Origin of the sequence: Serratia sp. CY37869 (genome assembly GCF_052168895.1) — a bacterium.
In the GTDB taxonomy this organism is placed as follows: Bacteria; Pseudomonadota; Gammaproteobacteria; order Enterobacterales; family Enterobacteriaceae; genus Serratia; species Serratia ureilytica.
In genome coordinates, this window is the sequence record NZ_JBJNLU010000001.1 from 266,698 (window position 1) to 293,564 (window position 26,867).

Annotated in this window: 28 protein-coding genes; 7 read left to right on the forward strand and 21 right to left on the reverse strand. The window is 58.0% G+C overall.

All coding sequences use genetic code 11. The annotated features are described in order from the left end of the window. Positions 1–5: 5 nt before the first annotated feature. From ACJ8J1_RS01355 to purM, 12 genes are all read right to left on the reverse strand, one after another. The gene (locus ACJ8J1_RS01355; protein ID WP_033644030.1) at positions 6–221 is read right to left on the reverse strand and encodes a hypothetical protein; all 216 of its coding nucleotides are present in this window, start codon (positions 219–221) and stop codon (positions 6–8) included. Continuing rightward, on the reverse strand, positions 214–2,751 hold the full coding sequence (locus ACJ8J1_RS01360; RefSeq protein ID WP_033644029.1) for a lantibiotic dehydratase: 2,538 nt from the start codon (positions 2,749–2,751) through the stop codon (positions 214–216). The genes ACJ8J1_RS01355 and ACJ8J1_RS01360 overlap by 8 nt, the downstream gene beginning before the upstream one ends. Continuing rightward, complete coding sequence (locus ACJ8J1_RS01365) at positions 2,748–3,779, reverse strand: PqqD family peptide modification chaperone (protein WP_442520313.1); 1,032 nt, start codon at positions 3,777–3,779, stop codon at positions 2,748–2,750. The genes ACJ8J1_RS01360 and ACJ8J1_RS01365 overlap by 4 nt, the downstream gene beginning before the upstream one ends. Before the next feature lies 1 nt (position 3,780). Beyond that, a complete protein-coding gene (locus tag ACJ8J1_RS01370) occupies positions 3,781–6,183 on the reverse strand; it encodes a nitroreductase family protein (RefSeq protein ID WP_033644026.1) in 2,403 nt (800 codons plus the stop codon). Continuing rightward, positions 6,183–6,800 carry a hypothetical protein gene (locus ACJ8J1_RS01375; protein WP_021504405.1) on the reverse strand — a complete coding sequence of 206 codons (618 nt, stop codon included), beginning with the start codon at positions 6,798–6,800 and terminating at the stop codon, positions 6,183–6,185. The genes ACJ8J1_RS01370 and ACJ8J1_RS01375 overlap by 1 nt, the downstream gene beginning before the upstream one ends. A gap of 12 nt (positions 6,801–6,812) precedes the next feature. Continuing rightward, on the reverse strand, positions 6,813–8,159 hold the full coding sequence (locus tag ACJ8J1_RS01380; protein WP_050594440.1) for a YcaO-like family protein: 1,347 nt from the start codon (positions 8,157–8,159) through the stop codon (positions 6,813–6,815). Continuing rightward, positions 8,146–9,054 carry a thiopeptide-type bacteriocin biosynthesis protein gene (locus tag ACJ8J1_RS01385; protein ID WP_071841623.1) on the reverse strand — a complete coding sequence of 303 codons (909 nt, stop codon included), beginning with the start codon at positions 9,052–9,054 and terminating at the stop codon, positions 8,146–8,148. The genes ACJ8J1_RS01380 and ACJ8J1_RS01385 overlap by 14 nt, the downstream gene beginning before the upstream one ends. An 18-nt stretch (positions 9,055–9,072) precedes the next feature. Next, positions 9,073–10,128: an ABC transporter permease gene (locus ACJ8J1_RS01390; protein WP_033644023.1), complete on the reverse strand. Its 1,056-nt coding sequence runs from the start codon at positions 10,126–10,128 to the stop codon at positions 9,073–9,075. 1 nt (position 10,129) lies between these two features. After that, positions 10,130–11,140: an ABC transporter ATP-binding protein gene (locus ACJ8J1_RS01395; RefSeq protein WP_050594439.1), complete on the reverse strand. Its 1,011-nt coding sequence runs from the start codon at positions 11,138–11,140 to the stop codon at positions 10,130–10,132. Between the two features lie 72 nt (positions 11,141–11,212). Continuing rightward, entirely contained in the window at positions 11,213–11,455 is a 243-nt protein-coding gene (locus ACJ8J1_RS01400; RefSeq protein WP_127897176.1) for a hypothetical protein, read from the reverse strand. A gap of 725 nt (positions 11,456–12,180) precedes the next feature. Further along, positions 12,181–12,819, reverse strand: coding sequence for a phosphoribosylglycinamide formyltransferase (gene purN, locus ACJ8J1_RS01405; protein WP_033644022.1), 639 nt, complete (start codon positions 12,817–12,819; stop codon positions 12,181–12,183). Further along, positions 12,819–13,856 (reverse strand): phosphoribosylformylglycinamidine cyclo-ligase, encoded by a 1,038-nt coding sequence (purM, locus tag ACJ8J1_RS01410; protein ID WP_025303843.1) that lies wholly within the window; start codon positions 13,854–13,856, stop codon positions 12,819–12,821. The genes purN and purM overlap by 1 nt, the downstream gene beginning before the upstream one ends. A gap of 255 nt (positions 13,857–14,111) precedes the next feature. Between purM and upp the strand changes: the two genes are divergently transcribed. Continuing rightward, positions 14,112–14,738 carry a uracil phosphoribosyltransferase gene (gene upp / locus ACJ8J1_RS01415; RefSeq protein ID WP_004941642.1) on the forward strand — a complete coding sequence of 209 codons (627 nt, stop codon included), beginning with the start codon at positions 14,112–14,114 and terminating at the stop codon, positions 14,736–14,738. Between the two features lie 76 nt (positions 14,739–14,814). Beyond that, positions 14,815–16,104, forward strand: a complete 1,290-nt coding sequence (gene uraA, locus ACJ8J1_RS01420) for a uracil permease (RefSeq protein ID WP_033644021.1) — start codon at positions 14,815–14,817, stop codon at positions 16,102–16,104. 47 nt (positions 16,105–16,151) lie between these two features. On the opposite strand, the gene ACJ8J1_RS01425 is transcribed toward uraA, so the two are convergent. Then, entirely contained in the window at positions 16,152–16,400 is a 249-nt protein-coding gene (locus tag ACJ8J1_RS01425; protein WP_016926728.1) for a GlsB/YeaQ/YmgE family stress response membrane protein, read from the reverse strand. Positions 16,401–16,433: 33 nt separating this feature from the next. Next, the gene (locus tag ACJ8J1_RS01430) at positions 16,434–16,949 is read right to left on the reverse strand and encodes a hypothetical protein (RefSeq protein ID WP_016926729.1); all 516 of its coding nucleotides are present in this window, start codon (positions 16,947–16,949) and stop codon (positions 16,434–16,436) included. A gap of 272 nt (positions 16,950–17,221) precedes the next feature. Between ACJ8J1_RS01430 and hda the strand changes: the two genes are divergently transcribed. Then, a complete protein-coding gene (hda, locus tag ACJ8J1_RS01435) occupies positions 17,222–17,923 on the forward strand; it encodes a DnaA inactivator Hda (RefSeq protein WP_025159568.1) in 702 nt (233 codons plus the stop codon). Positions 17,924–17,936: 13 nt separating this feature from the next. Here hda and ACJ8J1_RS01440 read toward each other — a convergent pair whose 3' ends face one another. The 4 genes from ACJ8J1_RS01440 to ACJ8J1_RS01455 all read right to left on the reverse strand — a co-directional run bounded on the left by ACJ8J1_RS01440 (position 17,937) and on the right by ACJ8J1_RS01455 (position 20,764). Continuing rightward, positions 17,937–18,476: a helix-turn-helix transcriptional regulator gene (locus tag ACJ8J1_RS01440; protein WP_033644020.1), complete on the reverse strand. Its 540-nt coding sequence runs from the start codon at positions 18,474–18,476 to the stop codon at positions 17,937–17,939. Between the two features lie 13 nt (positions 18,477–18,489). Further along, the gene (locus ACJ8J1_RS01445) at positions 18,490–18,720 is read right to left on the reverse strand and encodes a hypothetical protein (protein WP_033644019.1); all 231 of its coding nucleotides are present in this window, start codon (positions 18,718–18,720) and stop codon (positions 18,490–18,492) included. Positions 18,721–18,920: 200 nt separating this feature from the next. Continuing rightward, on the reverse strand, positions 18,921–19,274 hold the full coding sequence (gene arsC / locus ACJ8J1_RS01450) for an arsenate reductase (glutaredoxin) (protein WP_033644018.1): 354 nt from the start codon (positions 19,272–19,274) through the stop codon (positions 18,921–18,923). A 20-nt stretch (positions 19,275–19,294) separates the two neighbouring features. Beyond that, positions 19,295–20,764: a beta-barrel assembly-enhancing protease gene (locus ACJ8J1_RS01455; protein ID WP_033644017.1), complete on the reverse strand. Its 1,470-nt coding sequence runs from the start codon at positions 20,762–20,764 to the stop codon at positions 19,295–19,297. Between the two features lie 340 nt (positions 20,765–21,104). On the opposite strand from ACJ8J1_RS01455, the gene ACJ8J1_RS01460 reads away from it, so the two are divergent. Both ACJ8J1_RS01460 and ACJ8J1_RS01465 read left to right on the forward strand, forming a co-directional pair. Then, on the forward strand, positions 21,105–21,644 hold the full coding sequence (locus tag ACJ8J1_RS01460) for an RrF2 family transcriptional regulator (RefSeq protein ID WP_033644016.1): 540 nt from the start codon (positions 21,105–21,107) through the stop codon (positions 21,642–21,644). Between the two features lie 159 nt (positions 21,645–21,803). Next, positions 21,804–23,012 carry an NAD(P)/FAD-dependent oxidoreductase gene (locus ACJ8J1_RS01465; RefSeq protein ID WP_033644015.1) on the forward strand — a complete coding sequence of 403 codons (1,209 nt, stop codon included), beginning with the start codon at positions 21,804–21,806 and terminating at the stop codon, positions 23,010–23,012. 36 nt (positions 23,013–23,048) lie between these two features. Here ACJ8J1_RS01465 and ACJ8J1_RS01470 read toward each other — a convergent pair whose 3' ends face one another. Then, the gene (locus ACJ8J1_RS01470; protein WP_033644014.1) at positions 23,049–23,510 is read right to left on the reverse strand and encodes an Lrp/AsnC family transcriptional regulator; all 462 of its coding nucleotides are present in this window, start codon (positions 23,508–23,510) and stop codon (positions 23,049–23,051) included. 191 nt (positions 23,511–23,701) lie between these two features. On the opposite strand from ACJ8J1_RS01470, the gene ACJ8J1_RS01475 reads away from it, so the two are divergent. Continuing rightward, positions 23,702–24,319 (forward strand): LysE family translocator, encoded by a 618-nt coding sequence (locus ACJ8J1_RS01475; RefSeq protein ID WP_033644013.1) that lies wholly within the window; start codon positions 23,702–23,704, stop codon positions 24,317–24,319. 36 nt (positions 24,320–24,355) lie between these two features. On the opposite strand, the gene ACJ8J1_RS01480 is transcribed toward ACJ8J1_RS01475, so the two are convergent. Together ACJ8J1_RS01480 and ACJ8J1_RS01485 are read right to left on the reverse strand one after the other, a co-directional pair. Then, positions 24,356–24,784, reverse strand: a complete 429-nt coding sequence (locus ACJ8J1_RS01480) for a TOBE domain-containing protein (protein ID WP_033644012.1) — start codon at positions 24,782–24,784, stop codon at positions 24,356–24,358. 114 nt (positions 24,785–24,898) lie between these two features. Further along, positions 24,899–25,351 (reverse strand): GNAT family N-acetyltransferase, encoded by a 453-nt coding sequence (locus ACJ8J1_RS01485; RefSeq protein WP_033644011.1) that lies wholly within the window; start codon positions 25,349–25,351, stop codon positions 24,899–24,901. 391 nt (positions 25,352–25,742) lie between these two features. Between ACJ8J1_RS01485 and ACJ8J1_RS01490 the strand changes: the two genes are divergently transcribed. Then, positions 25,743–26,825 (forward strand): YncE family protein, encoded by a 1,083-nt coding sequence (locus ACJ8J1_RS01490; protein ID WP_033644010.1) that lies wholly within the window; start codon positions 25,743–25,745, stop codon positions 26,823–26,825. Positions 26,826–26,867 lie beyond the last annotated feature (42 nt).

Genomic DNA, 26,867 nt, shown 5'->3' on the forward strand with positions numbered 1-26,867 from the left:
GGTGCTTAACGATCCCCTACTGTCAGACGCAAGATCACACCAATGAAGAGCAGAGCGGCTCCCGAAGCGTAAAGTGGGAACCAGCGCGCCCACCAGTTGGTGGAGAACAATGACGCACCGTTGGCGTTGCTCGCCGTGTAGCTACTGTAGATATTGAGGGCCAGGGCGACAGCGAACATGACGAGGCCGATAATAAGCAGCAAGCCTGATACTTTATGCATGGGATTTCTCCTTCAGAGGGGACATAAGAGAGGCGTCGAGGTAATCGCCAGGGATGACCATCTCAGTGTGAATTTCAGTGAGATAGGTTTCATTCTTCACTTCCATCCAACTGTTTTCCGGTGACGGGAGAGCCTCTCGGAAGACTAACCAGTCAACTTTTCGCGCCAGTAGCAGCAATTGGTCAAGGCAATGTGAATTGCCCAGCCTGCACCACATCGGCTTGCGAATCTTGTCGTTGTTAAATGACTGCCAGCTAAGATGATCGTTGAATTGCCCGTTCACATAGCTGTCTGTCGGAATGCCGTTCTTCAGTAACAATGCCAACAGGCGCGCCGGATGCTCCGCCGCCTGATGCCCGGACAGCTCATGGAAAATGCGGGAAGAGCGGACCCACCAGGTTTCACGGATCAGGACACAGTCTTCCTCCTCCATGCGCGGGGCATGGCGGAAGTCATGATCCAGCTCATTGGCCATCAATCGCTTGTAGGCGGGGCGGCCAATCTGCACCGGTTCGGCCAGTACGGTAAGCAGGTATTTGGTTCCCCAGGCCACCATCGGCGTCGCCGCGCCGAGGTAACATAATTGGAACGCTTGTCCCTGGTTGTCCGTCAGCTTCAGCAGGCCGCTCTGCGTATCATGATGCAGTTGGAGCCGGTCGAGCGTCAGGTCGCCGGCAACCTGAGGCGGCTCATCCAGGCACAGATGATGAGCCGCCAGGCGGGCCTGAGCCTGGAGATTGCTGGACTCGCCGCTGACGCTGAAGGTTAATGGCAGCGCCGGCGCGGCGAACTGGCGCAGCCAGTTTTGCAGCTGATGGCGTCTGTCGTCGGCCTGGCTGTCGTTGGTCAACGTGGTGCGCGCCAACTGCCAGCCGATACGCGAATACGCATTGTTGATGACCACTTTGCCCCGGGGATGCGCTAGCTGCCCCACATGACGGGCATCCAATTGCAGGAAGAGCGTTACCGGCAGCTTCAGGGCGGCGGGATTGATATTGTGCTGCCGCCAGCGGGCCGTTGTGGCGGCGGACTGCGAGATACGTTGTTGGGTGAATTGAATAAATCCCTGCCAGCTCTGCTGCAAAAACAATGAGACATCGGTGCAGTGGCCACCTGCGCCGTATTTGTCGATAAAGTTCTGCAGCAGCCAGAGGTACTCCTGCGACAACGTGGCGCGTTTGGCCACCGCTTTCGCTACGCGGGCAAGTACATTGGGAATGAAAGCGTCAGGCAATGTCATCCTGATCCCTTCCCGCCAGGCGTCTTCATATAAAATATTGCGAATTTCGGGCATCTGATGGCGGGTCAGCCGCTCCCAGCTCTGTTGAATCGTCTGTTGAGCCTGCTCAAGCAGCGCAACGCGCTCCGCGTTTTCTGCCGCACCAAAGCGTTCGGGCAGTTCGGGCAGGTTGCGCAGAGCGTCGCTGGAGAGCTCCGCCGGCATCAGCGCCAAAACATCGGCCAGAGGGGCAGGATGATGCGTTCCCCACTGTAATGTCGGGCGCAAGACGTCCTTGCGCACCAGCTTTCTCAGCAGTCTTTCCGCTTCGGACGGGGCCATCCCAGCCAGTTCGAAATGCGTTCGCCACGCGCTCCAGCTTTGCTGGTGGCTGGCGCTCAGAACGGCGTCGATTTCCGCCGCCTCCAGGCCCAGGACAAATTGCTGCTCTTCGTTCCATAACAAACCGTGGCGTTTCTCATAGCGATAGAAATGGCCGCGCATCTGGCTGGCGGAAATGCGTTGCAAGGAGGGGTTACGGCACAGCGGCAGATCATGTTTCGCCAACCAGAGCTGCGTATACAGCGCGTCGCGCAAGGCTAATGCGATGGAGCGGTTGAGGTGTACGGTCGAGGTCACCTTGCCTTCACCGGTTTGCAGAGTGGCTTCGCCGGCCGAGCTTTCAAACGGGACCAGGCTAAAAGAGGAAAAGGTGCTGAATGGGCTGACTTTGCCCGCCGCTCGAATCATGTAGGCAAACAAGGAGCGCTCTACGCGCCGGCGCCGTTTGGCCGGCCAACTCTGCCAATTTTGTTCCAGATCGCAAAGCAACTGCGGGGAGGCAAGGCAGAGCGCCCGGCGCAGAGCCGGTTCGTTGGCGGCTTTGAGCAACAAGGCCTGCGTCTGTTCGTTGACACGCTGCCAGCGTTGGTTAAAGGTTGCCGCCAACTGCCGGCGCTCATTCGCTATCGCCAACCATTCGGTCAGTTGCTCCAGAGCGGCTGAGTCGTAATGCGCCAACCAGGCGCGCACTTCGGCAGACAGGTTGAAATAGCGATCGTTGAAGATATGGCGGCGACAGCGAATCATATCCTGGCGAACGCTGTCCGCCGAGGGTAATGCGATATTCGCATGCAGCCTGGCGATAAGCGCCTGCCCGAGTTGCCGCCAGGCCGGCTCCTGCAAGTGGTGTTGCCGGATAATCGCGGATAAATCATCCGGAAGTTGGCTGACATAGTGCGCCGGCAGGCCTGCGGTGCGCAGCATGATAAAAGGGGCGACGAGCAACAAAGGCTGCGCGGGTAACGTCATGATAATACTCCAGATGCCAACCAGTTATTCACCTTCTGCCAACTCACGAAGCTTAACCAACCCATCGCCGCCGCCATGCAGAGGCTGTAAAGCAGACAATAACTGCGGAATAGGCGGCGGCCTCGGGCAGACCACTCGCGGGTTTTCTTATTGGCGCCGGGTTGGGCAAAAGCGCGAAATGCCCGCGTGGCATCCGAAAGCCGAAAAGGGGTGAGATTGAAAAGCAGGCCGAACAGTATCAACAGCAGTAACGGCCGTATCGCGGTGGCGACGGCGCTTTCACTCAGCGCCGCGAGCGCTCCCAGACACAAGAGATCCATCAATGGCCCTGCCATCGCCACCCAGGCCTTCATGCCGCGCAGTGGGAATAGCGCGATGGCGCTGGTGTTGACAAACACGGAGGGCAGCCACCAGCCGCGAAATTGCAGACCTGCCCCCAGAACCGGGCAGCCGTAAAGACGGCAAACGACGGCATGCGCCATTTCATGCAAAAACAGCCATAACGGTATGCCGACAAGCATCACCATCAGCTGGACGCTGGCCCATTCGCCCTGCAGCAGCCAGGCGTTTAGCCCTGGCAAACACGCGATGAAACGCCACAAGGCAGCGGCAATCGCGAGGCTCAGCAGGCCGTAACCTAACCCGCGCGGGACAACCCGCAGCACGGTGGCGATTTTATGTGCGGCGCGATCGGGGTTAGGCAGCTGATATCGCCCGGCCACTTTCGCCGCCGTAGGCGGCTTTTGCGCGCCATCAACGATCATATTCGCCTGTTTCAACCGCAGCAGAAACGCGGACAGCGCCTGTTGGCACTGTTCGGGCGTTGCGTTCGGGTGGTGTTCTGCCAGCTCCGCCAGGAGGGCCGCCATGGAGCTGCCCCCTTGCAACTGTTGGGCAAGCCGGGCAGAAAACCCACTCAGCTTTAACGGCGCATTACTGTTTTCTTGCAGCAACAGCGCCACATTCGCCTGCGGAGAGATCAGTTTCACATCCTCGTTTAAACGCAACAGGGGGGATGCAGGCGGCATGTTAAACACCCTCTGCCGGCGGAGGGGACGCCAGCACTAGACAGAACAGCGGCGCCTCGCGATAGCCGTCGGCGCCCGCGTGGCGAATGAGCCCTTCTTCGATCACGCCTCCCGCCAGCGTTCCGGTCAAGCCGCAGTCCAGCGCCGCCAACCAGCACTGCATCGCGCTTGCCGCGGCGTTTTGCAGCTGCATGCGGTATCCCGCCGCGCCATGGTCATGCAGGGTCTTTTCAAGATCGGCAACCCACATCAGCAACGCGCCGGCTTTATGGAACGCTAATTGATTGATGCAATCAGCCAAATGTGCGCGGCCAAACCCGCTATCCCGTTTCCGCCAGTAACGGCGATCTGCCTGACTGCACTGATAAATGCCCGCGGCAAGTTCGCCGCTGGCTTCCGGCAGCAATATCCAGGGTTCCATTGGCAACGCCGGCATCCCGCGCAGGCGGCTTTGTTCAAGACCGGCATGCGCGACGGCGATCAGGGTATTCAGCCAGGTTTCCGGGAACGGGCTATCGGCATAGTCATACGTCGCCCTGCGGCGCTCCAGCAACGCGGAGAGCGGCTCATCGCGGTGCACAGTCGCCAGTGATGAAAGAGCAGCGGGCGTGGGCGACGCTGGCGCGGCGGCCGGCCGTGGGCGGTGGCTAACGGCGACCAGGCTGCTCGCCGTTTCATAAAGTGGAGCAGGGCACGGCTCACCCTGTGACGGGGGCGCTTGCACATGCAAGACCTGGCAGAGGATATGGGGGTTATCCTGTTGCGTGAAGAAGAGCAATGACGCCAACCATTGCAGGTCGACGCCATGATCTTCTCTCAGCGTCCAGCCCGCCGCGCGCGCGGAAAGCGCGCAATATTGATTAACCACTCCGGCGTCAAGGTTAACGATGTTATAGCTGAAGTCGTTATATTTGCCGCGCACGCGGTTCAGGTTGCCGCTGATAATGAGTGAAATCGGCTCTTCGGGATGCTGGAGCAAGTGTTCCAATTGCTGGCAGTCAATGCCGTCAATCCTGACGAGCTGGTGCTTTTCACCGAGATAGAACCAGGCCCCGCAAGATATCTCCGGCAGCGGCCGGCGGACGACCACAAACATATCGCACGAGAGCAGTTGCCCACCGCTGGGCGCGATGCGGCGTAATGTGCCGTCTTCACCTTTTTGATAACCCGTGGCGTGGCGCAGCAACCAGCCCAGATTGGCCAGTGTCAACGGTTGTGACGGCATTGCCGACATTCGCCAGGGCGGCGGACAGCGCTCCGCCAATGCGCTGTCGGGCAGGTTGATATGCTGCTGCCCATGCAGCCTGACCGGCCTTGAGGCGTGGCGGTTGAGGTTATCCAGCGTGAAGTGCATCTGATGCGAACGCGGTGGCAACAAGCCCTGCGGCGGCAAGCGTGTGCCGATATGGTGCTGCCAGGCAGTAAATGCCTCTTCCCCCGGCGGCAGATAGGCGGCATGGCCTAAACCGCTTAGCGCGGTACCGGGAATGCGGGCGACCTTATAGGCTAAGGTGTACTCCCCCTCGCCCCGATGGCTATGGGAAACGACCTTGTTGAGGTAGCTTTCAGAGGACAGCCCGAGCAGAATTTGCCCCAGCTCATGGGCGGCATAGACGGCGCGGAACGCCACCTCTTGCCGATCGTTGGCGGGCGATGGCTGCTCACATTGCGTGCGTGCGCATTGATAACTGGCGCTGATGTTCGGGAGGGTATAAGGGCCCACCAGCGTGCGATCCGCGCCAATAATGCAGCTCAGATAACGCACGCCGGCCTGGTGCAACCCATCGGCGCATGCCTGGCGGAAAACGTCGGACTCGCTGCCGTCAAAAATGATCAGTGCATCATCCCAGGGGAGGGCGCTGGACGTTGGGCGCTCGGTCAGAACGTCAATGCTGGCGGCCATAGGCGCCAACGCGTGTTGCAGCAGCGATGACACATCTTCCGGGCAAACCAGGGCGAGCCTGCGGCGGCGGGCGGACTGCAGCGCCGCAGTGCGGTTGGCGTGCAGGCGGGTATTGTCGACAAAGCGGCCGCAATAGCTTGCCAAATGGCTTGGGGCGCCGTCATCCAGGCCTTCACCTTCTTCAAGGAAGCCATAGCGAAACAGTAAGGACAGCATGCCCAGGGCATTCTCGCGGCTCATGGTCGCGTCGTCGGTCAGCACGCTTTCCAGCACGTTGACGCCATCGAGGCGCTCGAGGAAGACCGCCAGCGTGTTTATCCCCTGAACGCAGGTCAGGATGCGCGGCTGATAGGCGCCATACACGGCTACGCGGGTATCGCTTTCAGGAATGAAAATCAGTTCCGGAATTAATTTGGGGCGCTTGGGCAGCAAAGCGTAAAGATCGTTATGGTGGCTAAACTGTGCGCCCGACAAGACGGTCGACATATGAGTGGCTTTCATTAGCGTAAGGCTCCTTCCAGGTGTTCGGCCAACAAGGCCGTGCCCTGAGCCTGCGAAATATGCCGGTTTTCACGGCAGCTGCAGCCGTGTAACGCCACCACGGAACTGCTCGCGGTGCGATTGCTGCCAAAGCTCACGGCGGTCAGTTTGCCGAATTGGTCTTCGGGGAGCTGCGCATACTGCTTTAACCGTAATCCAGCCATCAGCACCAGCGCCGGCGTATATCCGCGCAATGCGTTCTGCGGCTGCTGTTCATGATATCGCTGCAGGTTCAAATCCATCATTGCCGTACGCGGCGTTTCGGCGAGGCTGAGCAGGCGCTTCGCCGCACAGGCATAACAGGCGGTTCGGCCTGGGATGACTAGGGGGCCGCAAAACAGCATATGGTCGTTCAACACGGTGCAAGCGTGAGGGATCCCGGCGCGAAACAGCTGCGTGGTGAGCTGTTCAAGCTTAAGCGGCGCGCCGCCGGATAGCGCGATCCCGACGAACGAAGCCTTGCTGTCGGCCCAGGAATAGTTCAGTGCGGTTGCCAATGTCAGTTGAGAGATCCCTTCCTGGCAGTGCATATAATCGGCCACGTCATTGCCGAACGCGGTGTCACTGACGATAATCATTACCACTCTCCTTCAGGCAAAAGGTTGCGGCCACGGATTTATCGTGGCGGCTTTGCCTAATTGTTCACTCAACCGTTGCTGCTGTTCCCGTAGGCGCGGATGCCCGAGATAGCGGGCGCGATAGCATGCCGTCATGGGCAAAAGGGCGGGGATGACAGCGCGCACCACATGTAAACCGGCATCGCGCAGTTCATCCGTCGTCATGTCCGCTATCACGACGTCCATCTTGAGTTGACGAAAACGCGCCACCAATTTTTTCAGCTGTGCTGCCGGCGTTTGCGGTTGCCCGGCCTGCAGGCGGCTAATCGGCATCTGCCGCTCGCTGGCGGTGAGAAAATCGAATGCGGAGCGCTGTTCGGCTCGCCCCATGAAGATGGCGCCATGTTCGAGAGCGATAAAATCGCGTATATCGTCCGGCACCGGCAGTTGATGTTCGAGTACCGAACGCCCCATGGCGCTTTCTCGGATAATCTTGCCGCAGCTGCCCCAGGGATCGAACCCCGTAGAGCAGTTGACGAACTGGGCCGAGGTCGGATGCCCGTCGCGCAGCTGCAATCCGTAGATTGTCGGGCAGCCGATGTCGGTAGTGGCATCGAAGAACAGCTGTTCCAGCCCACTGGCCGCCAGGCGTGAAAACTTGTCTTGTAATCTATCCGGTACCGGTTCATCGAAGCGGATGCGCGCTAAAGGCATTTGCAATAGCCAGGTAAGGGCAATCGCATCGCGTTCGATGACTTCATTGATCGCGGTTACCGTGGCGGTGGTGAGGTCGGTGTGCGCCGCGACGCCTGTCGATATCGGCAACCAGAAACGCTCGCTTTCCCAGGGCCGCACATACAGATGCGACATGATCAACGGGATCTTGCGCGGGCGGGAGTCCGTCAACGAGTAACCTTCCACCCAGCGCAACGGCTGGGCGTCATCAATGGGTTTGACCGGGCAGAGCGGATCGGCGAGCTCCTCCTCGCTGCAACGGGGCAGGCTGTCGGCCGCCAAACCGTCAGCCCCGAGTTCGCGGAAGCTGGCGACCGAAACATCGCGAGGATGGTAGACGCAGGTGGCGTATCGCTCTGCCGCTTCGGCGACAGCGCGGACGATCGCCATATCGACGTGTTCATCGGCGCCGCAGCCGGCAAGCGCGATTTTTTGCAGGTCGTTGCCTTTATTGTCAATGATATGGGGATATGGCATTGACAGATTGCCCAGGCTGGCCAGAACCGACGAAAAGCGGGGGATATGCATCTCCTGCGGTTCCAACGGGTAGACGCTGCCGACAACGCCCGTCAGCGGCGAGAGCAGCGACATGAACGGATATTTCTGGCGCATGGACGCGGAAACGGCAAAGTTATGATGATGCATGAATAACTCCGCTTTCCAGGCTTTTGCTTAGCAACACGGCCAGCCAGGCTTCATCCAGCGTGCTTAAGCCAAGGCGATTGTTCATTAGGTGCATGAATTGGAATGCCAGATTTTTCGCGAGGCCGTCACTGTATCGTTCGCAATGGCGTTCATAGTTACGCCGGGTCTGGTCTAGCGCAGACTGCCAGCGATCCACCAGTTCGGCGCTTTGCGCGTCTTGCCGTATCTGCGGCGACAGAAGAACCGAGTTTTCATCAATCAGTTCCCATGCGCGATCGGTAAAGCTGTTTTTGATCATTCCGATATCCGCAGAGCCCGCCAGCCAGAAAGTCGAGAAGCTTTCAAGGAAGGCGGAACGCCGGGCAACAGGAATGAACGTTTCCAACATGGCCAGCATCAGAGGCAACGCAAACTCTTTGCGCGTCATGCCGCCGCCTGCCTCGGCCAGCAATATGGCACGGGCAATGTCACTGGATTGGTGAAACAGCGCTTCGGCGATGCCAATGCCCGTTTCGCCCCCGTAGACGTCCGTTTCCGGCTCATATTCCGCGCGTTCGCAATGGACCGGGAGTTCATGCGTGGGAAACGGCGTGTTGCCGCGGAAGCTGACCAATGGCGTCCACAGGTTGGCCGGGCGCAACGGCAGGCTATTCAGCGCATCATGCAGCGCAGCGTAAATGGCAGTTTCCAGGCGCTGGCTGTCCTTTTCCTGCAGCAGAAAACGAACGCGTAAATGTAATCCTTTTTCATCGATATAACGTAAGAAGAACCAAGGAGAATCAGGAGCGTACGCCAGTGCTTGGGTCAATCCCTGGGTGATCAGAAAGTCCATTCCATCATGATGGCTACCGATATACAGCTTGTAAAAATGCCAAGATGCCGATCTGTTTTTCATCTTTGCGTACCTGTTTTTTTAAGATTGTTTTGGCTGGAAAAGGAACCACTTAACGCCGACAAACAGCGTGATCACACCCCATATCGCCATGCCGATACAGTTAATGAAGAAGGGGAATACGCCTTCGCTGCCATTCATGGCGTATCGCAGTGCATCGGCGACAAAACCGACCGGCGTCGTCAAAATTAACCATTTGAGTGGCGGGAATGCGCTCAGATCGAGGAACAATTGCCCGAAACACATGCACCAAAAGTTGAGTAAGGTCAGGGCGATTGTCGCGACGGTATTCGTGCGGAATAAGCCGGCCAGCGCATACCCAAAGCTCACCAGCAACAGTGCGCCGGCGACGAGCAGCACGATAAACAGCAGGGGATGCTCAAGGGTAAAGCCAAAGACCAGACTGCTAATGAGCATTAACAGGGCGATCTGAACCAGTGATATCACCAGGCGGACGCTGACCTGTGATGCGAGCAGAATCCAGCGCGGCAACGGAATGACGCCGTAATAGCGGTAAGTGCCTTTTTCTCGCGCGGCGATCAGCGGCGTCGCCGTGCCAAATAAGGCGACTTGCAACAGGGCCAGCGTCAGCAAGGACGGGAAGATAAAACTAAAATAGTTGAAACGCTCAGTTTTCAGCGTAATGAAGCGTATCGGCTGCTGGGCGTCGGCCGGTTGCTGATTGAGTGCGGCGGAAACCAGTTGAGCGATGGAGCTCATGGATTCCGTCGTGGTGATCGCAGGGCGTTGTTGTACTGCATCCCAACTCACCGCCGCGTTCACTTCATTCGCGCGCACCAGCGCTTCCGGATCGCTTCGAAGCTGGCGCTGGACGGCCAGGCCAGGATAATTGTTCAATTTAAGCCAGAGAGCCTCTGTTTCCGGCGTGTCTCCGACAACGCTCACCTGCATGGAGAACGGTTGATGATTGCCATTAATAATTTTTGCCGTTATGCCAAAGGTAAAGATGAAAAATAACGGCAATACAAGAGAAAATAAGGTTGATAGCGGATCGCGTAAATATTCTTTGGTGTTGGCGCCGAAGAAGCGCCGATAAATCTGCCAGCTATGGCTCATGTTAATCCCTTAATGCTTCGCCTGTCAGATGAATGAACACATCCTCGAGGGTGTTTTTGCTTACCTGCATTTGTTCGGGTTCACAACCCAATCGTTGTGATAACGCAATCACTTGCGGTAACACCTGTGCCAATTCTTGGGTGGGAATATGTAGGCGGCGGAAGGTTTGATCATGTTCATCGCTTTCCTGCGTCGCCTCAGGGAAGAGCGCGAGGAACTCGTCAACCGACGTCAACGGCACTGAGAATCGGATATGATGCCCAGGACAATAACGCTCAATAAGCTGTTGTGGGCTGGCATTCTCCAGCAACCGGCCGTGGTTGATGATCATCACCCGGTCGCATAAATTCTCCGCCTCATCCATTTGGTGAGTGGCGATCAATACGCCCGTGCCAGATTGACGAGAATTCGCAATAATGTGCCGCCAAATATAGCGTCGGCTTTGCGGGTCAAGATCGCTGGTGGGTTCATCCAGCAAAAGAAGCTTGGGTTTGCCGGCCAATGCCAGCGCCAACACCAAACGTCTTTTTTGCCCCCCTGAAAGCCGCGAGAAACGCATTTTACGCTGCGCTTTTAGCGCCACAATGTCCAATAACTGCTTAACCGACAACGCATCCGTATAAAGTACCTGATAGAGCGAAATGATCTCTTCAACGCGCAGCAGCGAAGGCAAACTAAAGGATTGCGGAACGACGCCTAACTGTTGCTTGATGACGTGATTAAGCCCTTGTCGAACGTCTTCGCCAAATAAACGCACCAAGCCGGCTTCAAAGGGCTGTCCTCCGTACAAGGTTTCCATGAGCGTCGTTTTGCCGGCACCGTTAGGTCCGACCAATCCAATGATTTCTCCCGGCTTGATTTGCAGCGAGATGTCATGAAGAACTTGCGTGTCACCATAAAACTTATTCAGTGACTCGACCTCTAATAGCGGCCGTTTGCGATCCCAGGATATATCCAGGGTTGGCTTATGACTGCTGTCGAAATCTAAAGTGGCGTCAGTGTACGTGCTCATTGTTTAAAGCCAGTGAGTAGAGTTTCAGATAACTAACTGGCACAGTATCTTGTACCGGTTGTGGGTAATGATTTAGCTGCCGCTACTGGTAACGCTGCCCATTGTGCCGATGCAGCTCGCCGTTGCAATGCAGCCGCAGCCCGCTGTAGAGGCGGTGCTGACGCTGCTGCCGGTTGAGGCGCAATCGCTGGCAAAGTGCAGCGTTTCAGGCAGTTCTTCGACTAATAAATCAATGCCGTCAGAGGGCATGGAAGGCGAGTCGAGAACAATATCGAAACGGTGGGATTGACGAGTCAGAGAGGTATGATTAAGCATAAATATCCTTATTAATCAGTTTGTTGATGAGTTAGCTATAACATGATTCGAGCTGCTGCATATCGTTGAAATATATTCAAACGAATTCATCTCAATGGGATATTCCCCATTAAATATTTATCTGAAAAATAAAAATCAATTTTAATATCGCGCTAATTATATAAAAATAAGCAGCGGCGATACTGAATTCTTTCATATTGAATTATTTGCATTTGAAGGCGTCATATATGACTGGCGCTTGCGAATATGAAAGGAATCCTATGTACGTAATGTTAAGTTATCGTGTTAGACACACTCTTACATACTTGTAATAGAACGGCAACACATCATTACAATTGACAGGGGTGTTTTCTGTTATTGCAACGAAGCTCACAATAATCATGGGGTTGACGTTAATTTATTTAATTTAAAACTATGTATAAGGGATAAATATATTCTTTTTTGAAAAATTTCACCCAATATTGTTTAGGGTAGAAAGTATTATAATGGTTTTATTTTTTGACAAGGATTATTGCGCGCGGAACCACAGTTGGCTTGGCGTCCGTGATGCGTTCCGTTCCGGGCGGGGCATTGATGCGACATACTGGGACGCGCTCACGACGGGGTTGGCCCTAAAGCGGGCAGTTTGGCCACGGCGCAGCGAGCCTTTTGGAACCATCGCGGCGGGCAGCGAAAAAAAACGGCGCCGCGTGGGCGCCGTTTAGGCAAGGTTCAGGCTGCGCGCATCAGTCGGCGGCGTGGCCCTGCGCCGGCAGGCGTTCACCGTCCAGCCAGGCGGCGCCGTCGCGCATCGCCAGGCGGCCGTCGACGAACCAGCTCACCACCAGTGGATAGATCGTGTGTTCCTGGGTTTGCACCCGTTCAACCACGTCATCCTCCTCGTCGTCAGCGAAAATCGGCACCTTGGCTTGTAAAATCACCGGGCCGCCGTCGAGCTGTTCGGTCACGAAGTGCACCGAGGTGCCGTGTTCGCTGTCGCCGTTGTCGATGGCCTGACGGTGAGTATGCAGCCCCGGGTATTTCGGCAGCAGGGAAGGGTGAATGTTCAGCATGCGGCCGGCATAGCGCTGCACGAACTGCGGGCTGAGGATGCGCATGTAGCCGGCCAGCACCACCAGATCGGGCTGGTACTGGTCGATGGCGTCCGCCAATGCGGCGTCGAACGCCGTGCGATCGGCGTAGGCCTTGGCATCCAGCGCCTGGGCGGCGATGCCCGCCGCTTCGGCGCGTTGCAGGCCATATGCCTGCGCCTTGTTGCTGAACACCGCCACGATTTCGGCGGCGATGCGGCCCTGCTGGCAGGCGTCAATCAGCGCCTGGAGATTGCTCCCCTGGCCGGAGACCAACACCACGATCTTTTTCATCAGTTGATGACCACTTGTTGTTCGTCGGAAGAGGCGGTCAGTTTACCGATTTTCCACGCTTTTTCACCTGCCGCGGTCAGCAGCGCGATGGCCGCTTCCACTTCGGCTTCCGGCAGGGCGATGACCATGCCTACGCCGCAGTTGAAGGTGCGATACATTTCATGACGGCTGACGTTACCGGCCTGCTGCAGCCAGGTGAACACCGCCGGCCACTGCCAGCTGGCTTCGTCGATCACCGCCTGCATGCCTTCCGGCAGCACGCGTGGAATATTTTCCCAGAAGCCGCCGCCGGTGAGGTGAGCGATGGCGTGTACGTCAGCCTTCTCGATCAGCTCCAGCACGGACTTCACGTAAATCTTGGTCGGCGCCAGCAGGTGGTCGGCCAGCGGTTTACCTTCCAACTGAGTGGCGGTCGGATCGGTGTTGCTCACTTCCAGGATTTTGCGCACCAGCGAGTAGCCGTTGGAGTGCGGGCCGGAAGCGCCCAGGGCGATCAGCGCATCGCCGGACTGCACTTTGCTGCCGTCGATGATCTCGGATTTTTCGACCACGCCGACGCAGAAACCGGCCACGTCGTAGTCTTCGCCGTGGTACATGCCCGGCATTTCAGCGGTTTCGCCGCCCACCAGCGCACAGCCGGACTGTTTGCAGCCCTCGGCGATGCCGGTGATCACGCTGGCCGCGGTGTCCACATCCAGCTTGCCGGTCGCGTAGTAGTCGAGGAAGAACAGCGGCTCGGCGCCCTGAACCACCAGATCGTTGACGCACATCGCCACCAGATCGATGCCGATGGTGTCGTGGCGTTTCAGATCCATCGCCAGACGCAGCTTGGTGCCCACGCCGTCGGTACCGGAAACCAGCACCGGCTCGCGGTATTTCTGCGGCAACGCACACAGGGCGCCAAACCCGCCCAGACCGCCCATCACTTCCGGGCGACGGGTCTGTTTAACTACACCTTTGATGCGATCTACCAATGCGTTGCCTGCATCGATATCGACACCTGCGTCTTTATAGCTGAGAGAGGTTTTGTCGGTCACTGCGCGATTCCCCACGACGATTTGCGGTTTGAAAACTGTGCTTCCGATGTTGATTCCGGAATAAGGCGCGGCAATTCTAACAGCGCAGGCAAACGTTTGCGAGCGGCTTGTGAACCGGCTCCGCTTTTTCGTCATCTATACTGATATTCAAAATTTTGTTGATCCCGATCGGGCTATTGTGGGTGGCGCGGCGAAAAAAAGGAGGTATAATCCCGCGATTTTTTTGGCCGCAACCACCTTAATAGGAGAAAAATGATGAAGATCGTTGAGGTGAAACACCCGCTGGTAAAACACAAGCTTGGCCTGATGCGCGAAAATGACATCAGCACCAAACGCTTCCGTGAGCTGGCCTCAGAAGTGGGTAGTTTACTGACCTATGAAGCGACCGCCGATCTGGAGACGGAAAAAGTCACCATCGAAGGCTGGTGCGGGCCAGTTGAAGTGGATCAGATCAAAGGGAAAAAGATTACCGTAGTGCCAATCCTGCGCGCAGGCCTGGGCATGATGGAAGGGGTGCTGGAGCACGTGCCGAGCGCGCGCATCAGTGTAGTGGGCGTATACCGCGACGAAGAAACCCTGGAGCCGGTGCCGTACTTCCAGAAGCTGGTTTCCAACATCGAAGAGCGCATGGCGCTGGTCGTCGACCCGATGCTGGCCACCGGCGGTTCGATGATCGCCACTATCGATCTGCTGAAGAAAGCCGGCTGCCACAGCATCAAGGTGCTGGTTCTGGTCGCGGCGCCGGAAGGCATCGCCGCGCTGGAGAAAGCGCATCCGGACGTTGAGCTGTACACCGCCTCCATCGATCAGTGTCTGAACGACAAGGGCTACATCGTGCCTGGCCTGGGCGATGCGGGCGACAAGATATTTGGTACTAAGTAAACATTTGAGCCGACTTAACGAGTCGGCTTTTTTTTGACTAAAACCTATAAAACCAATAAACCGAGGAAAAGCACACATGACCCGTCGCGCCATCGGCGTCAGCGAGCGCCCGCCGCTGCTCCAGACCATTCCGCTCAGCTTCCAGCACCTGTTCGCCATGTTTGGCGCCACCGTGCTGGTGCCTATCCTGTTCAAGATCAACCCGGCGACCGTGCTGTTGTTCAACGGCATCGGCACGCTGCTGTATCTGTTCATCTGTAAAGGCAAGATCCCGGCCTACCTCGGTTCCAGCTTCGCGTTTATCTCGCCGGTGCTGCTGCTGTTGCCGCTCGGTTACGAAGTGGCGTTGGGCGGTTTCATCATGTGCGGCGTGCTGTTCTGCCTGGTGGCGCTGATCGTGAAAAAGGCCGGCACCGGCTGGCTGGACGTGATGTTCCCGCCGGCGGCGATGGGGGCGATCGTCGCCGTCATCGGCCTGGAGTTGGCGGGCGTGGCGGCCAATATGGCGGGGCTGCTGCCGGCGGAAGGCGCCAGCGCCGACTCGACCACCATCACCATTTCGCTGGTGACGCTGGCGGTCACGGTGCTCGGTTCAGTACTGTTCCGCGGCTTCCTGGCGATTATCCCGATCCTGATCGGCGTACTGGTGGGCTATGCACTGTCGTTCTTCATGGGCGTGGTGGATTTGACCCCGATCCGCGAGGCGCACTGGTTCGCGCTGCCGACCTTCTACACCCCGCGCTTTGAGTGGTTCGCCATCTTCACCATTCTGCCGGCGGCGCTGGTGGTGATCGCCGAGCACGTCGGCCACCTGGTGGTGACCGCCAACATCGTGAAAAAAGACCTGATCCGCGATCCGGGCCTGCACCGCTCGATGTTCGCCAACGGCATCTCGACGGTATTCTCCGGCTTCTTCGGCTCCACGCCGAACACCACCTACGGCGAGAACATTGGCGTGATGGCCATCACCAAGGTCTACAGCACCTGGGTGATCGGCGGCGCGGCGGTGCTGGCGATCCTGTTGTCCTGCATCGGTAAGCTGGCGGCGGCGATCCAGGCGGTGCCGGTGCCGGTGATGGGCGGCGTTTCGCTGCTGCTGTACGGTGTGATCGGCGCTTCGGGCATTCGCGTGCTGATCGAATCCAAAGTGGATTACAACAAAGCGCAGAACCTGATTTTGACCTCGGTGATCCTGATCATCGGCGTGAGCGGCGCCAAGGTGCACATCGGCGCGGCGGAGCTGAAAGGCATGGCGCTGGCGACCACCGTGGGGATCGGCCTGAGCCTGCTGTTCAAGGTCATCAGCCTGTTCCGCAAGGAAGAAGAGGTGCTTGACGCGCCGGACGAATCGGCGGAGCAGAAGTAACGAAAAGGGCAGCCCAGGGGCTGCCCTTTTGACTTATGGCATTCGCCTTAGCTGCGAATTTTGCGGTACACGAACAGCACCACGATGGCGCCGATAACCGCCACCACGAAGCTGCCGAAGTTGAAGCCGTCAACCTTGCCGTAGCCGAAGAAGGTGCTGATATAGCCGCCGACCACGGCGCCGATGATCCCCAGCACAACGGTCAGGATAAAGCCGCCGCCGTCTTTGCCGGGCATGATCCACTTAGCCAAAATACCGGCGATCAGGCCGAAGATAATCCAGGAAATAATCCCCATTTACTGCTCCTTTCTTTGGTGGCTGAGAATAGCTTACTGCTGGGTGGCCGGCTGAGTATTGCCGTTCACCGCCGCATCGGTCTCTTGTTTCAACTCTTGCGCTTTGTTTTCGGCGCTGTTCTTGATGGCTTCGGTCTTCGCCTTGGCCTGCTCGGTCAGATCGTTGGCGCCGTTGATGGCGTCGTTTTTGATGGCCTTGGCCTGATCCACCAACTGCTGGCTCTGTTTGCCTGCGTCGTCTTTGATCGCGGCGGCTTTGGCCTTGGCGTCGTTGGTGATGGCGTCCGCCTGCTTGGCGGCGTCTTCTTTAATCGCCGAAGCTTTGTCTTTCAGCTGATCCGCCTGAGTGGCGGCCTCTTTTTTGATTTCATCCGCCGTCGCTTTCGCTTTGTCCGTCAGATCGTCTGCTTTTTTCTGGGCGGCGTCTTTCATCTGCTCGGCGCTGTCTTTGGCTTTATCCAGGTTGGCGTCAACCTTGGAGGAGTCATCACAGCCGGCAACCAACAACCCGATAAAGGAGGCCAACAGCACTTTATTCCATACTTTCATCGTCTATATCCTTGCAGAAACCTTGTTGATGGTGATTGCATTTAGCCTACCTATACTAGGTCAGATTTTACTTAAATTACAAATTTAACCTGCGCAGGCATGGAGTTAGGGAATGATATCGGATAATTCTTGCCTCGGCGGGCGCCGCCGCCGATCAAGCGATGCTTAGGCATTGTTCACTATTGCGGCATAAGATCCTGCCGGTTCAACAGCGCCCGTTTTCTGTGTTAAACTGCCCACGTTTTTCTGCCAGTTTTGGTTGAGGTGCTTCTCTGAATACGCCGGCACAGCTTTCACTGCCACTTTATCTTCCCGATGATGAAACTTTCGCCAGTTTTTATCCGGGCGAGAACCCATCCCTATTAGCCGCGATCCAATCCGCCGTCCGTCAGGAACATGGCAGCTATATCTATTTCTGGTCGCGTGAAGGCGGCGGGCGCAGCCATCTGCTGCATGCGGCCTGCGCCGAGCTTTCGCAGAAAGGCGAAGCGGTGGGCTATGTGCCGCTCGACAAGCGCGCCTACTTCGTGCCTGAAGTGTTGGACGGCATGGAGCAGCTGGCGCTGGTCTGCATCGACAATATCGAATGCATCGCCGGCGACGAAGAGTGGGAGATGGCGATCTTCAACCTCTACAACCGCATCCTGGAAACCGGCCGCACCCGTTTGTTTATCACCGGGGATCGTCCGCCGCGTCAGCTGAACCTGCGTTTACCGGATCTGGCTTCGCGCCTGGACTGGGGGCAGATCTACAAGTTGCAGCCGCTGTCGGACGAAGAGAAACTGCTGGCGCTGCAGCTGCGCGGCAAACTGCGCGGCTTCGAGCTGCCGGAAGACGTGGGCCGCTTCCTGTTGAAACGGCTGGATCGCGAGATGCGCACGCTGTTTATGACCCTCGATCAACTCGATCGCGCCTCGATCACCGCCCAACGCAAGCTCACCATCCCGTTCGTTAAAGAGATCCTGGGGCTGTAACGGGCTAATCTGCCTATTTTTCCGCGTGTTCCAGCAGGGAGCAGTAGTGCTCAACCTGCTGGCGTTGCCGATCGTTTCGCAGTTGCAAAGCGAGATTGATATGTTCCAGACACTGCGCATTGTCTGCAAGCCGTGGGTCGATTTTCCCCTGTTGTGCCAACCAGGCCGCCACGTCAGCCCAGCGCCACAGCGGTGAGGCGCCGCCGAGCCGTTGAATGGGGGAAGGGAAGCCGCCGGGGCCGCGAGTTCCGTCTTTTAGCATGGCGATCGCCTGACGCGACAGTTCGGTGAGCTCGGCAATATCGCTTAATCCCACCAGACTGGAGTCCACCGATATCACCTTGGCGCCGATATTTGCGGATTCAATATCGCTGATGGCGCTGCAAATCGCGTGCGCAAAGTTATCGCTTTCTCGATCGAACTCCAGGTAAACGGCTTTACCGTAGAAACAGATCAGCGCGTCATCGCATCCCGCCGCATACAGCGCATCTTCCAGCCCGGCGGTATCGGCGGTGACCCCATCCAGCGTCAATGAGAAATGATAGAGCGTCATGGTGATTCTCCGGTTATTTTTTCTGCGACAGCGCCAGGCAGTGATCGACTTTGCGCCGAATCTGTTTGGCATGTACCTCTGGGTTTTTTGGCGTGCTCCAGATGCTCATCATATGTTCTTGATGCCCGGCAAAGGCGCAATGTAGTCGGCCAAATGCGTGCCCCTTGCTGGGCCGAAAATGCCAACCCTGAGAAAGGGCGTAAGCTAATGCCGCCTGAATGTGCTTGTCTGGGTGTTTTTTCATCGCTCGTCCAGTGATGCGATCAGGGTAGGCGGGGTGTTGACGATTGTCAACGGCTGTTTCACCGAGAGATTTGGCGTTTGCGCAGCATAGCAGCGGAAGAAGACTGTGATGATGAAAAGTATTTATATAACAATTAATTAAAAATAGCCCTGTTCAGGGCTATTGGTATTTTGCGGTTCAATAAGAGATTTGCCGGACGATTACAAAATCTCCAGCACCTGCTCCGGCGGCCGGCCGATGCGCGCCTTGCTGCCTTTCACCACGATCGGGCGTTCGATCAGTTTCGGGTTCGCCGTCATCGCCGCCAGCAGTTGCTCTTCGCTCAGGCTTTCGTCCGCCAGCTTCAATTCCTTGTACAGATCTTCTTTTTTGCGCATCAGCTCGCGCGCGGATGTGAAGCCCAGTTCCTTCAACAGCTTTTTCAGCTCATCGACCGTAGGGGGCGTTTCGAGGTACAGCACCACCTTGGGATCGACGCCGTGCTGTTCCAGCAGCGCCAGGGTTTCACGGCTCTTGGAGCAGCGCGGGTTGTGGTAAATCGTGACGTTTTTCATGGCGTTCATTCCTTGTTGAATCAGCTGCGCTGGTATTGGCGGAAGCGCTGTTGCAGTTGGCGCAGCTGGTCGATGCGCGCATCGTAGCGCGCCTGTTTCAGGCTGCCGAGTTTCTGCAGCGAGCTGGCATTGCTGAGCAGGCCGATAGCCTGATCGAGCCGGCCGTTCAGCGCCAGGCTTTCGGCGCGGGCCGACAGCTCTTCATCGCGCAGCCCCTGAGCGGCGCTGGCCTGCGCCAGCAGATCCCAGCCGTTCGGATCGTCCGGATGGGCAAAGGTGTAGCGGTTCAGGATCTTCGACGCCTGCGCCGGCTGGTTGCCTTCGACATAGGCGTTGGCCAGGTTGAGCTGCAGCACCGGGTTGTTGTTCTGGGCGACGTTGGCCGCCTGCAGGCGGGCGATGGCCTGCGGCGCGCGTTTCTGGCCGAGATCGATATCGGTCATCAGGTCAATCAGCCAGACGTTTTTCGCATCCTGCGCCAGCATCGGTTGAATGATGTTGCGCGCGTCGTCGTATTTTTTCGCTTCATAGAACAGGATGGCGCGGCCGTATTTGGCGGCCGCCTGTTCGCGCACGTTCCCTTTGCTGAGCGAGCCGAGCAGCTCTTCATTCAGGCCATAGCCTTCCGAGCTGTACATGCCCAGTGCGCGCACCTTGGCCATCAGGTAATCCTGCGAAGACTGCACGATGTGTTTCTGCATCTGGTTGGCGCGGTTGCGCGCATCAGAGAGACGGCTGTCCGGCAGCGGGTGCGTCAGCAGCATTTCCGGCGGCTTGGAGGCGTAACGCGACTGATCCGAGAGTTTCTGCAGGAAGTCGGGCATCGCTTCCGGATCGAAACCGGCGCGCTGCAGCACCTGAATGCCGATGCGATCGGCTTCCTGTTCGTTCGATTGGGTAAAGCTGATCATGCCCTGCTGGGTGCCGGCCATGGTGCCGCTCAGCGCCGCCATGCCCATGGTCGGGTTGGCCATCGCCAGCAGGATGGAACCAAGCGCGCCCACCCAGGTCAACGGGGCGTTGCGTTGCTGATCTTCCATTGCGCGCGCCAGGTGGCGCTGGGTGACGTGCGAGATTTCGTGCGCCAGCACCGAGGCCAGCTGGCTTTCGTTGTCGCTGACGCGGAACAGGGCGGAATGCAGCACCACGTTGCCGCCGAAGAAGGCGAAGGCGTTGATTTCGTCGTTGCGCACCAGATAGAAATGGAACGGCGTGCGCACCGAATAGGCGCTGGCCACCAGCCGGTTGCCCAGTTGGTTGATGTATTGACTCAGTAGCGGATCGTTGATCAGCGGGGCGCTGGCGCGCAGTTGGCGCACGTAGAAGTCGCCCATCGCCAGCTCTTGTCCGATGCTCAGGGTGCCGCCGGCGGAGGTGCCCATATCCGGCAACTGGTCCTGGCTTTCCGCCTGTGCTGGCGCCAGGGCGGTGGCGTTCAACGTGCCGAGCAACAGCACCGCTAACGCGGTTTTGGTCAACCGGTTGGTCATAGTCAGGCGTTTCCCTTAAATAATCATTTCTAAGACGTCAGCAGCAGACAAGAGTTCTTTATTCCCACGGCGCGATCCGCGTGAAAGTGCGGCGGATCACAAACCGCCGCGACGGCAATCATCACATCATAGTCAGCGGCAGGCGACAAGGAAACGTTAGCCGGGGGCGAATAGGGCAAAAAAGTTTTATTTTTCATTTCGAAGGGCGTTTTCTCCGTCGGGAGCGAGACGGAACTTCAATAAAACGCGGATAAAGTTAGTCTGTGTTTTATTGACAAGATAAACGCAGACTCATATAGTCTGCGTTATTGAAGGTTTACTGACGGTCAAAAACGGACATATGGCGTACATCACAACCAGCGTTGAATATGGCATCCACTGCCTGCTGTGGCTGGTCGGCGATAACCAGCGCGCGCTCAGCAGCCGCGAACTCGCCGAACTGCAAGGGATCTCCCCCAGCTTTCTGGCCAAGATTTTCCCCAAGCTGGAAAAGGCGGGCATCGTCGCCGCCAGTGAAGGGGTGCGAGGCGGTTACCGGCTGGCCCGTCCGGCGAAAGAGATCAGCTTTCTGGAGATTATCGACGCCATCGAGGGGCACAAGCCGCTGTTCGATTGCCAGGAGGTGCGCGGGCGCTGTGCGGTGTTCGATGATTCCCCGCCGGAATGGGCGGTCTCCGGCAAATGCGCTATCCATGCGGTGATGCTGCAGGCGGAGAAGGCGATGCGCGATGCGCTGGCGGCGCAGACCCTCGGCGACGTCGCTGCCCGTTTTGGCCGCAAGGCGCCACAGGGCTTCTTCGGCGAGGTCAACATCTGGCTCGACGAGCGCATGACGGAACGCACCGCGCGCAGCGGCAAAACGGCTCGCGCCAAGACCTAAACTCCGCCTTTCCTTAAAACAAAACACATTTTTCCCGCCTCTTCGGAAGGGGCGGGCGGTCCTTCTGCACCCTGCGACGGGAGCGGAACGGCGCCGTTCATCCGAAAAAACTGCGGGCAGCCTCGTCGCCCGGTCAACCCTGTATGAAGGAGTCATCCCATGACGCAGAAAATAGTGATTGCCGGTTCCGGTTTTGCCGGTTTTTGGGCCGCCGTGTCCGCCATGCGCGCCATTACCCTTGCCGGTAAGCATGACGACATCGAGGTGCTGATGGTTTCGCCGACGCCAACGGTCACCATCCGGCCACGCCTGTATGAAGCGGTGCTGGAAAACATGAACCCCGACATTTCCGCGCAGCTCACCGCCATCGGTGCACGGCACCTGGCCGGGACGGTGGAACGTATCGACGCCGCCGCCAAAACGCTCAGGGTGGCGCCGGCGGTGGGGGAACCCCTTGAGTTGGCCTACGATCGTTTGGTGTGGGCCACCGGCAGTCGGCTTTCCGTGCCTGCGGTGCCGGGCTTTGCCGAATACGGTTTCAACGTCGATACGCTGGAAAGCGCGCAGCGTCTGGATGCTCATATTAAAGCGCTGGCGGCCAAACCGTCGACGCCGGCGCGCAACACCGCCGTGGTGGTGGGAGCGGGACTGACCGGCCTGGAGAGCGCGGCGGAGATGCCGCAACGGCTGCGCGATGCGCTGGGCAAAGACGAGAACGTGCGCGTGGTGATCGTCGATACCGCGCCGGAAGTGGGCGCGGGAATGGGGGCAGAGCCGGGGGCGGTGATTCGCCAGGCGCTGGCGGAGTGCGGCGTGGAAGCGCGAGCCGGCCTGCGCGTTTCGGCTATCGATGCCGAGGGGGTGATGCTGTCGAACGGTGAGCGCATCGCCGCCAACACGGTGATCCTGGCGGCAGGCGTGCGTGCGCATCCGCTGACCGAGCAAATCCCCGGCGAACGTGACGCTAATGGCCGAGTGATCGGCGACGCCTTCCTGCGCGCGCCGGCGGCGGCGGGCATTTTCGTGACCGGCGATACGGTGAAAGCGGCGACCGACGATCTCGGTAACCACAATCTGATGACCTGCCAGCATGCGCTGAGCCTTGGCCGTGTCGCCGGCCATAATGCGGCGGCGGAGCTGACGGGCTTGCCGGCGCACCCTTACAGCCAGCCGAAGTATGTGACCTGTCTGGATCTGGGCCCCTGGGGCGCGCTGTATACCGAAGGCTGGGAGCGCCAGGTGCGCTTTACCCGTGAGGAAGGCAAAAAGATTAAGCAGGAGATCAACACGCAGTGGATTTACCCACCGGCGGCGGATCGCGAGGCGCTGTTTGCCGTCGCCAATCCGGATTTCGTGATTGTGCCTTAAAGAAAAGAGAAAACGGGAGCGGCAACGCTCCCGTCGTCATTGGCCCAGCGGCAGGAACGAGCGCTCCGGCACCACGGTTTTCATCACCAGCGTGGAGCTCAGGCGCTGCACGCCCGGCAGAGCGGAGAGCTTCTCGTCGTAAAGCTGCTGGAAGGCGGGCAGATCGCGGGCGATCACGTGCAGCAGATAGTCCGGATCGCCAAACAGCCGCTGCGCCTGCACCACCTGGGGAATGTCCACCATGGCGTTTTCGAAGGTTTCAACGGCGCGGCGATCGCCTTCGCGCATGGTGACGAACACCAGAGCGGAGAAGTTATAGCCCAGGCTGCCGGGATCGAGCTGGGCGCGGTAACCCCTGATCACCCCGGACTCCTCTAATGCGCGCACCCGGCGGTGGCAGGGGGACACGCTCAAACCGATCCGCTCGGCCAGCTCGGTCACCGACAAACGCCCGTCGGCCTGCAGTTCAGCAAGAATCTTGCGATCAATCTTATCCATTTGGAAAAATTTCCCCGCTTATGCCGGTTTCAGGCAAGTAATTGAAAGCACATTTTAACGCCTTGAGGATATTCTTGCCATCTGTTGAACGGTTTTGACGGCCGCCGCCAGGCGGGGCCGTGCTTATTCTACGAGGAAAACGCGATGGTTCTCTGTTCGGTGCGGCGCTGTGCGTTTGAGAGGGCGCCGGCATGACGCTCGCTCTGTTCGCCGCTTTTTGGGTGGTGTCGATTCTGTTGGTGATCACGCCGGGTATGGATTGGGCTTATGTGATCTCGGCGGGCATTCGCGGCCGGGTGGTGGTGCCCGCCGTCGCCGGTTTGTTGTTCGGCCACCTGCTGATGATTGCGATCGTGGTGGCGGGCGTCGGCGCGTTGCTGGTCGGCAATCCGCTGGCGCTGACGGCGCTCACCTTGCTGGGGGCGGCTTACCTGCTGTGGATCGGTTTCAATATGCTGCTGCATCCGCCGGTGCCGGGCGCCGGTGAGGATCAGCGTTCCGATTCCTGGCTGCGCTGGGCCGGCAAGGGCGTGTGCGTCAGCGGCCTGAACCCCAAGGTGTTTCTGCTGTTTCTGGCGCTGTTGCCGCAGTTTACCGACGCCCGGGCCGAATGGTCGGTGCCGATGCAGATGCTGGCGTTGGGCGTGGTGCATTTGATCAGCTGCGGCCTGGTGTACCTGCTGGTGGGATTCGGTTCGCAGTCGGTGCTGCGCACGCGCCCGCAGGCTGCGAAGGTGGTGGGGCGCATCTCCGGCGCGGCGATGATCGTCATCGCCCTCGGGCTGCTGGCCGAGCAGGCGCTGAAATAGCGCCTTGAAAGGCCCGCTTGTGCGGGCCTGGCGGTATCAGGCTTTGACGGCGAGCAGCACCGATGAGGCTTTGATCAGGGCGATGGCGCGCGAACCGTTCTTCAGCGCCATCTCCTGCAGGCTTTCATTGGTGATCACCGACGTCAGCACAAAACCGGCATCCGCTTTGAGGTGCACGGTGCTGTTGACCGCGCCGTGCTCAACCGCAATCACTTCCCCGGCAAACTGGTTGCGGGCGGAAAAACGCAAACCGCAATCCTCCGTCGCCAGGATCACCCACGGCGCTTTAATCAGCGCGACGGCCTCTTTACCGATGGTTAATCCCAGCGACTGTTGGCTTTGTACCGTGACGATGGCCACCAGTTTTTCACCGCCCTGCAGGGTGATCTCCACTTCGTCATTGACGGCGCCTTTGGCGACGGCGGACACGGTACCGGTGAATTGGTTACGGGCTGAAACGGGCATAGATTCTCCTTGAAAGGGGCAAACGGTAAAATTTGTCGCCAGCATGGGCCCTAACCGCCGCGATTGCCAATGTCGCGGGGGAAGAGTGTGAACTGGGGCGGCCTTGCTGAAAAATTAACGTCGGTAGATGTCCGGTCGGGCGATCTGCCAGACAAAATCGGGACAGTTGATGGCGGTATAGCCCACTTTTTCATAGAGCCAAGGGGCGGTGCTGGTGACCAGCATGATTCGCCGCAGCGTCGCCATCAGCGGATGGGCCTGGCAGCATTCCGCCAGCCACAGGCCCAACCCGCCTTTTTGATGCGTCTCCAGCACGTACACGTCGCACAGATAGCCGAAGGTGGCGTAATCGGTGACCAGCCGGGCGAAACCGATTTGTCTGGTGCCGTGATACAAGCCGAAGCACAGGCTGTGGGAGAGGGACTGGCGAACGGTCTCTTTATCAATGCCCTCCGCCCATGACGAACGGGTCAGAAATGCATGAATGGCGTCAATATCCAGCAGGCTGGGCTCGGTGCTGACGAGATAGTCAGCACGCCGCCACTCCCGTGGGTCAGAGGTTGTCATGAGGGGGCTTCTCCTGTTGTCTGCTTGTTTGCCGTTAAGTGTCTGTACGCAGGGTGAGGCAGTCTCTCGACGGTGTAAGGCGAGATAATCATGCCCGGCACCGCGGTCGATAGCTGACGTATTGGCTTTGATAATACGAGATACCGCCATGACTTTTAGAGAGCGAAGGAAAATAATTACGCTTGATTGCGTAAATAATAATGAGTATGTTTCTCATTCTCTTTGTTGTTCGCGGGCGCATGAAGGAGTTATTAGCCTGCATTAGCGTGATAGTTGATTCACAGGGAAACACTGAGACGCGCGGTGGCGCTCATTTCTCGTTATGAGAAAGCTCAAAACTAAACTGCAGAGCCCCCGTTAACGCCGTTTTAAATGGTCAAGGATTTCCCCGATGAAAATGAAAATCTCTGTGCTCGCCCTGCTGACGGGTATGGCGCTAAGCGGCTGCGCGCCGCACCAAACCACTTCCTCTTCCCCTGCCGTGCAACCTCTCGCGCCAGCGGCGCAATCCGACAGCGTCGTCAAACGCCAACTGGCTTATGGTTTGTATGAAATGGCGCTGACGCCAGGGGGAGATGCGCTGTACGTCGCCAGCGCCGAAAGTTTTAAAGATGTACAGGGGGGCGTGGTCTATAAGCTGGACGCCAAGACCCTGAAAACCCTTGGCACGACGCATACCGATCTGAAAAATTTCGCCATGCAGGCCTCTGCGGATGGAAAAACCCTTTATGTCAGCAATTCGCTGGACGGCGGTATCAGCGCAATCGGCGCCGCCGACGGTAAGGTGAAAGGACGTTTGTTGTTCAGCGAGCGCAATGAGAAAGGGTTGCCGTATGGTGCGCGCCAAATTCTGGCTCACAACAATACGCTGTATGTGGGGGCGGTGGCCGATCCGGCGCAAATTTGGGTGGTTGACGCCGAAACGCTCAAGCTGAAAACGCGCATTAAAAATACCGGCAAATGGATGACCGGCCTGCATTACTCCGAACAGACCCAACGTGTGTATGCCGCCAATGGCAGCGGCGAGATCCTGGTGATCAACCCGCGTTCCAATCGCATCGAGAAACGCTGGAAACCGTTGGGAGACCAACCGGCACTGCTGCTTAATATGGCTGAAGACGAGGCTACCGGTCGTTTGTTCGTCACTGACAACTCCAAGGCGAAGACCACGCTGGTCTTGGATATTCATACCGGAAAATTATTGAAGCGGCTTGATGTGGGCGACTCTTTGGCTGTCGTTTTCAATTCACGGCGCAATGAAATTTATATCTCGCAGCGTGAATCCGGCAATGTACTGAGCCTGGATGCGACGACCTATGCGGTGAAACAGCGCTGGGCGCTGCCGCCGAATCCAAACAGCTTGCTGTTGTCGGCAGACGGCCAGACATTGTTCGTTACGGTCAAACAACCGTTTAACAAAGATCATTCCACTCAGGGGCCGGACAGCGTGGTTCGCATCGCGTTGAATCAATAAGCCCCATCGGCTCGGCGACGGGCCATTTAACTTTTTATCCTC

Bases quoted from the DNA above. Each gene is read 5' to 3' on its own strand.
- ACJ8J1_RS01380 (WP_050594440.1), bottom strand. From the start codon at position 8,159: ATGCATCATCATAACTTTGCCGTTTCCGCGTCCATGCGCCAGAAATAT.
- ACJ8J1_RS01475 (WP_033644013.1), top strand. From the start codon at position 23,702: ATGACGCTCGCTCTGTTCGCCGCTTTTTGGGTGGTGTCGATTCTGTTG.
- ACJ8J1_RS01390 (WP_033644023.1), bottom strand. From the start codon at position 10,128: ATGAGCCATAGCTGGCAGATTTATCGGCGCTTCTTCGGCGCCAACACC.
- ACJ8J1_RS01375 (WP_021504405.1), bottom strand. From the start codon at position 6,800: ATGATTATCGTCAGTGACACCGCGTTCGGCAATGACGTGGCCGATTAT.
- ACJ8J1_RS01355 (WP_033644030.1), bottom strand. From the start codon at position 221: ATGCATAAAGTATCAGGCTTGCTGCTTATTATCGGCCTCGTCATGTTC.
- ACJ8J1_RS01370 (WP_033644026.1), bottom strand. From the start codon at position 6,183: ATGAAAGCCACTCATATGTCGACCGTCTTGTCGGGCGCACAGTTTAGC.
- ACJ8J1_RS01485 (WP_033644011.1), bottom strand. From the start codon at position 25,351: ATGACAACCTCTGACCCACGGGAGTGGCGGCGTGCTGACTATCTCGTC.
- uraA (WP_033644021.1), top strand. From the start codon at position 14,815: ATGACCCGTCGCGCCATCGGCGTCAGCGAGCGCCCGCCGCTGCTCCAG.
- arsC (WP_033644018.1), bottom strand. From the start codon at position 19,274: ATGAAAAACGTCACGATTTACCACAACCCGCGCTGCTCCAAGAGCCGT.
- ACJ8J1_RS01425 (WP_016926728.1), bottom strand. From the start codon at position 16,400: ATGGGGATTATTTCCTGGATTATCTTCGGCCTGATCGCCGGTATTTTG.
- ACJ8J1_RS01490 (WP_033644010.1), top strand. From the start codon at position 25,743: ATGAAAATGAAAATCTCTGTGCTCGCCCTGCTGACGGGTATGGCGCTA.
- ACJ8J1_RS01385 (WP_071841623.1), bottom strand. From the start codon at position 9,054: ATGAAAAACAGATCGGCATCTTGGCATTTTTACAAGCTGTATATCGGT.
- upp (WP_004941642.1), top strand. From the start codon at position 14,112: ATGAAGATCGTTGAGGTGAAACACCCGCTGGTAAAACACAAGCTTGGC.
- ACJ8J1_RS01365 (WP_442520313.1), bottom strand. From the start codon at position 3,779: ATGCCGCCTGCATCCCCCCTGTTGCGTTTAAACGAGGATGTGAAACTG.
- ACJ8J1_RS01480 (WP_033644012.1), bottom strand. From the start codon at position 24,784: ATGCCCGTTTCAGCCCGTAACCAATTCACCGGTACCGTGTCCGCCGTC.
- purN (WP_033644022.1), bottom strand. From the start codon at position 12,819: ATGAAAAAGATCGTGGTGTTGGTCTCCGGCCAGGGGAGCAATCTCCAG.
- ACJ8J1_RS01400 (WP_127897176.1), bottom strand. From the start codon at position 11,455: ATGCTTAATCATACCTCTCTGACTCGTCAATCCCACCGTTTCGATATT.
- ACJ8J1_RS01460 (WP_033644016.1), top strand. From the start codon at position 21,105: ATGGCGTACATCACAACCAGCGTTGAATATGGCATCCACTGCCTGCTG.
- ACJ8J1_RS01430 (WP_016926729.1), bottom strand. From the start codon at position 16,949: ATGAAAGTATGGAATAAAGTGCTGTTGGCCTCCTTTATCGGGTTGTTG.
- ACJ8J1_RS01445 (WP_033644019.1), bottom strand. From the start codon at position 18,720: ATGAAAAAACACCCAGACAAGCACATTCAGGCGGCATTAGCTTACGCC.
- ACJ8J1_RS01395 (WP_050594439.1), bottom strand. From the start codon at position 11,140: ATGAGCACGTACACTGACGCCACTTTAGATTTCGACAGCAGTCATAAG.
- ACJ8J1_RS01440 (WP_033644020.1), bottom strand. From the start codon at position 18,476: ATGACGCTCTATCATTTCTCATTGACGCTGGATGGGGTCACCGCCGAT.
- ACJ8J1_RS01360 (WP_033644029.1), bottom strand. From the start codon at position 2,751: ATGACGTTACCCGCGCAGCCTTTGTTGCTCGTCGCCCCTTTTATCATG.
- ACJ8J1_RS01470 (WP_033644014.1), bottom strand. From the start codon at position 23,510: ATGGATAAGATTGATCGCAAGATTCTTGCTGAACTGCAGGCCGACGGG.
- ACJ8J1_RS01465 (WP_033644015.1), top strand. From the start codon at position 21,804: ATGACGCAGAAAATAGTGATTGCCGGTTCCGGTTTTGCCGGTTTTTGG.
- ACJ8J1_RS01455 (WP_033644017.1), bottom strand. From the start codon at position 20,764: ATGACCAACCGGTTGACCAAAACCGCGTTAGCGGTGCTGTTGCTCGGC.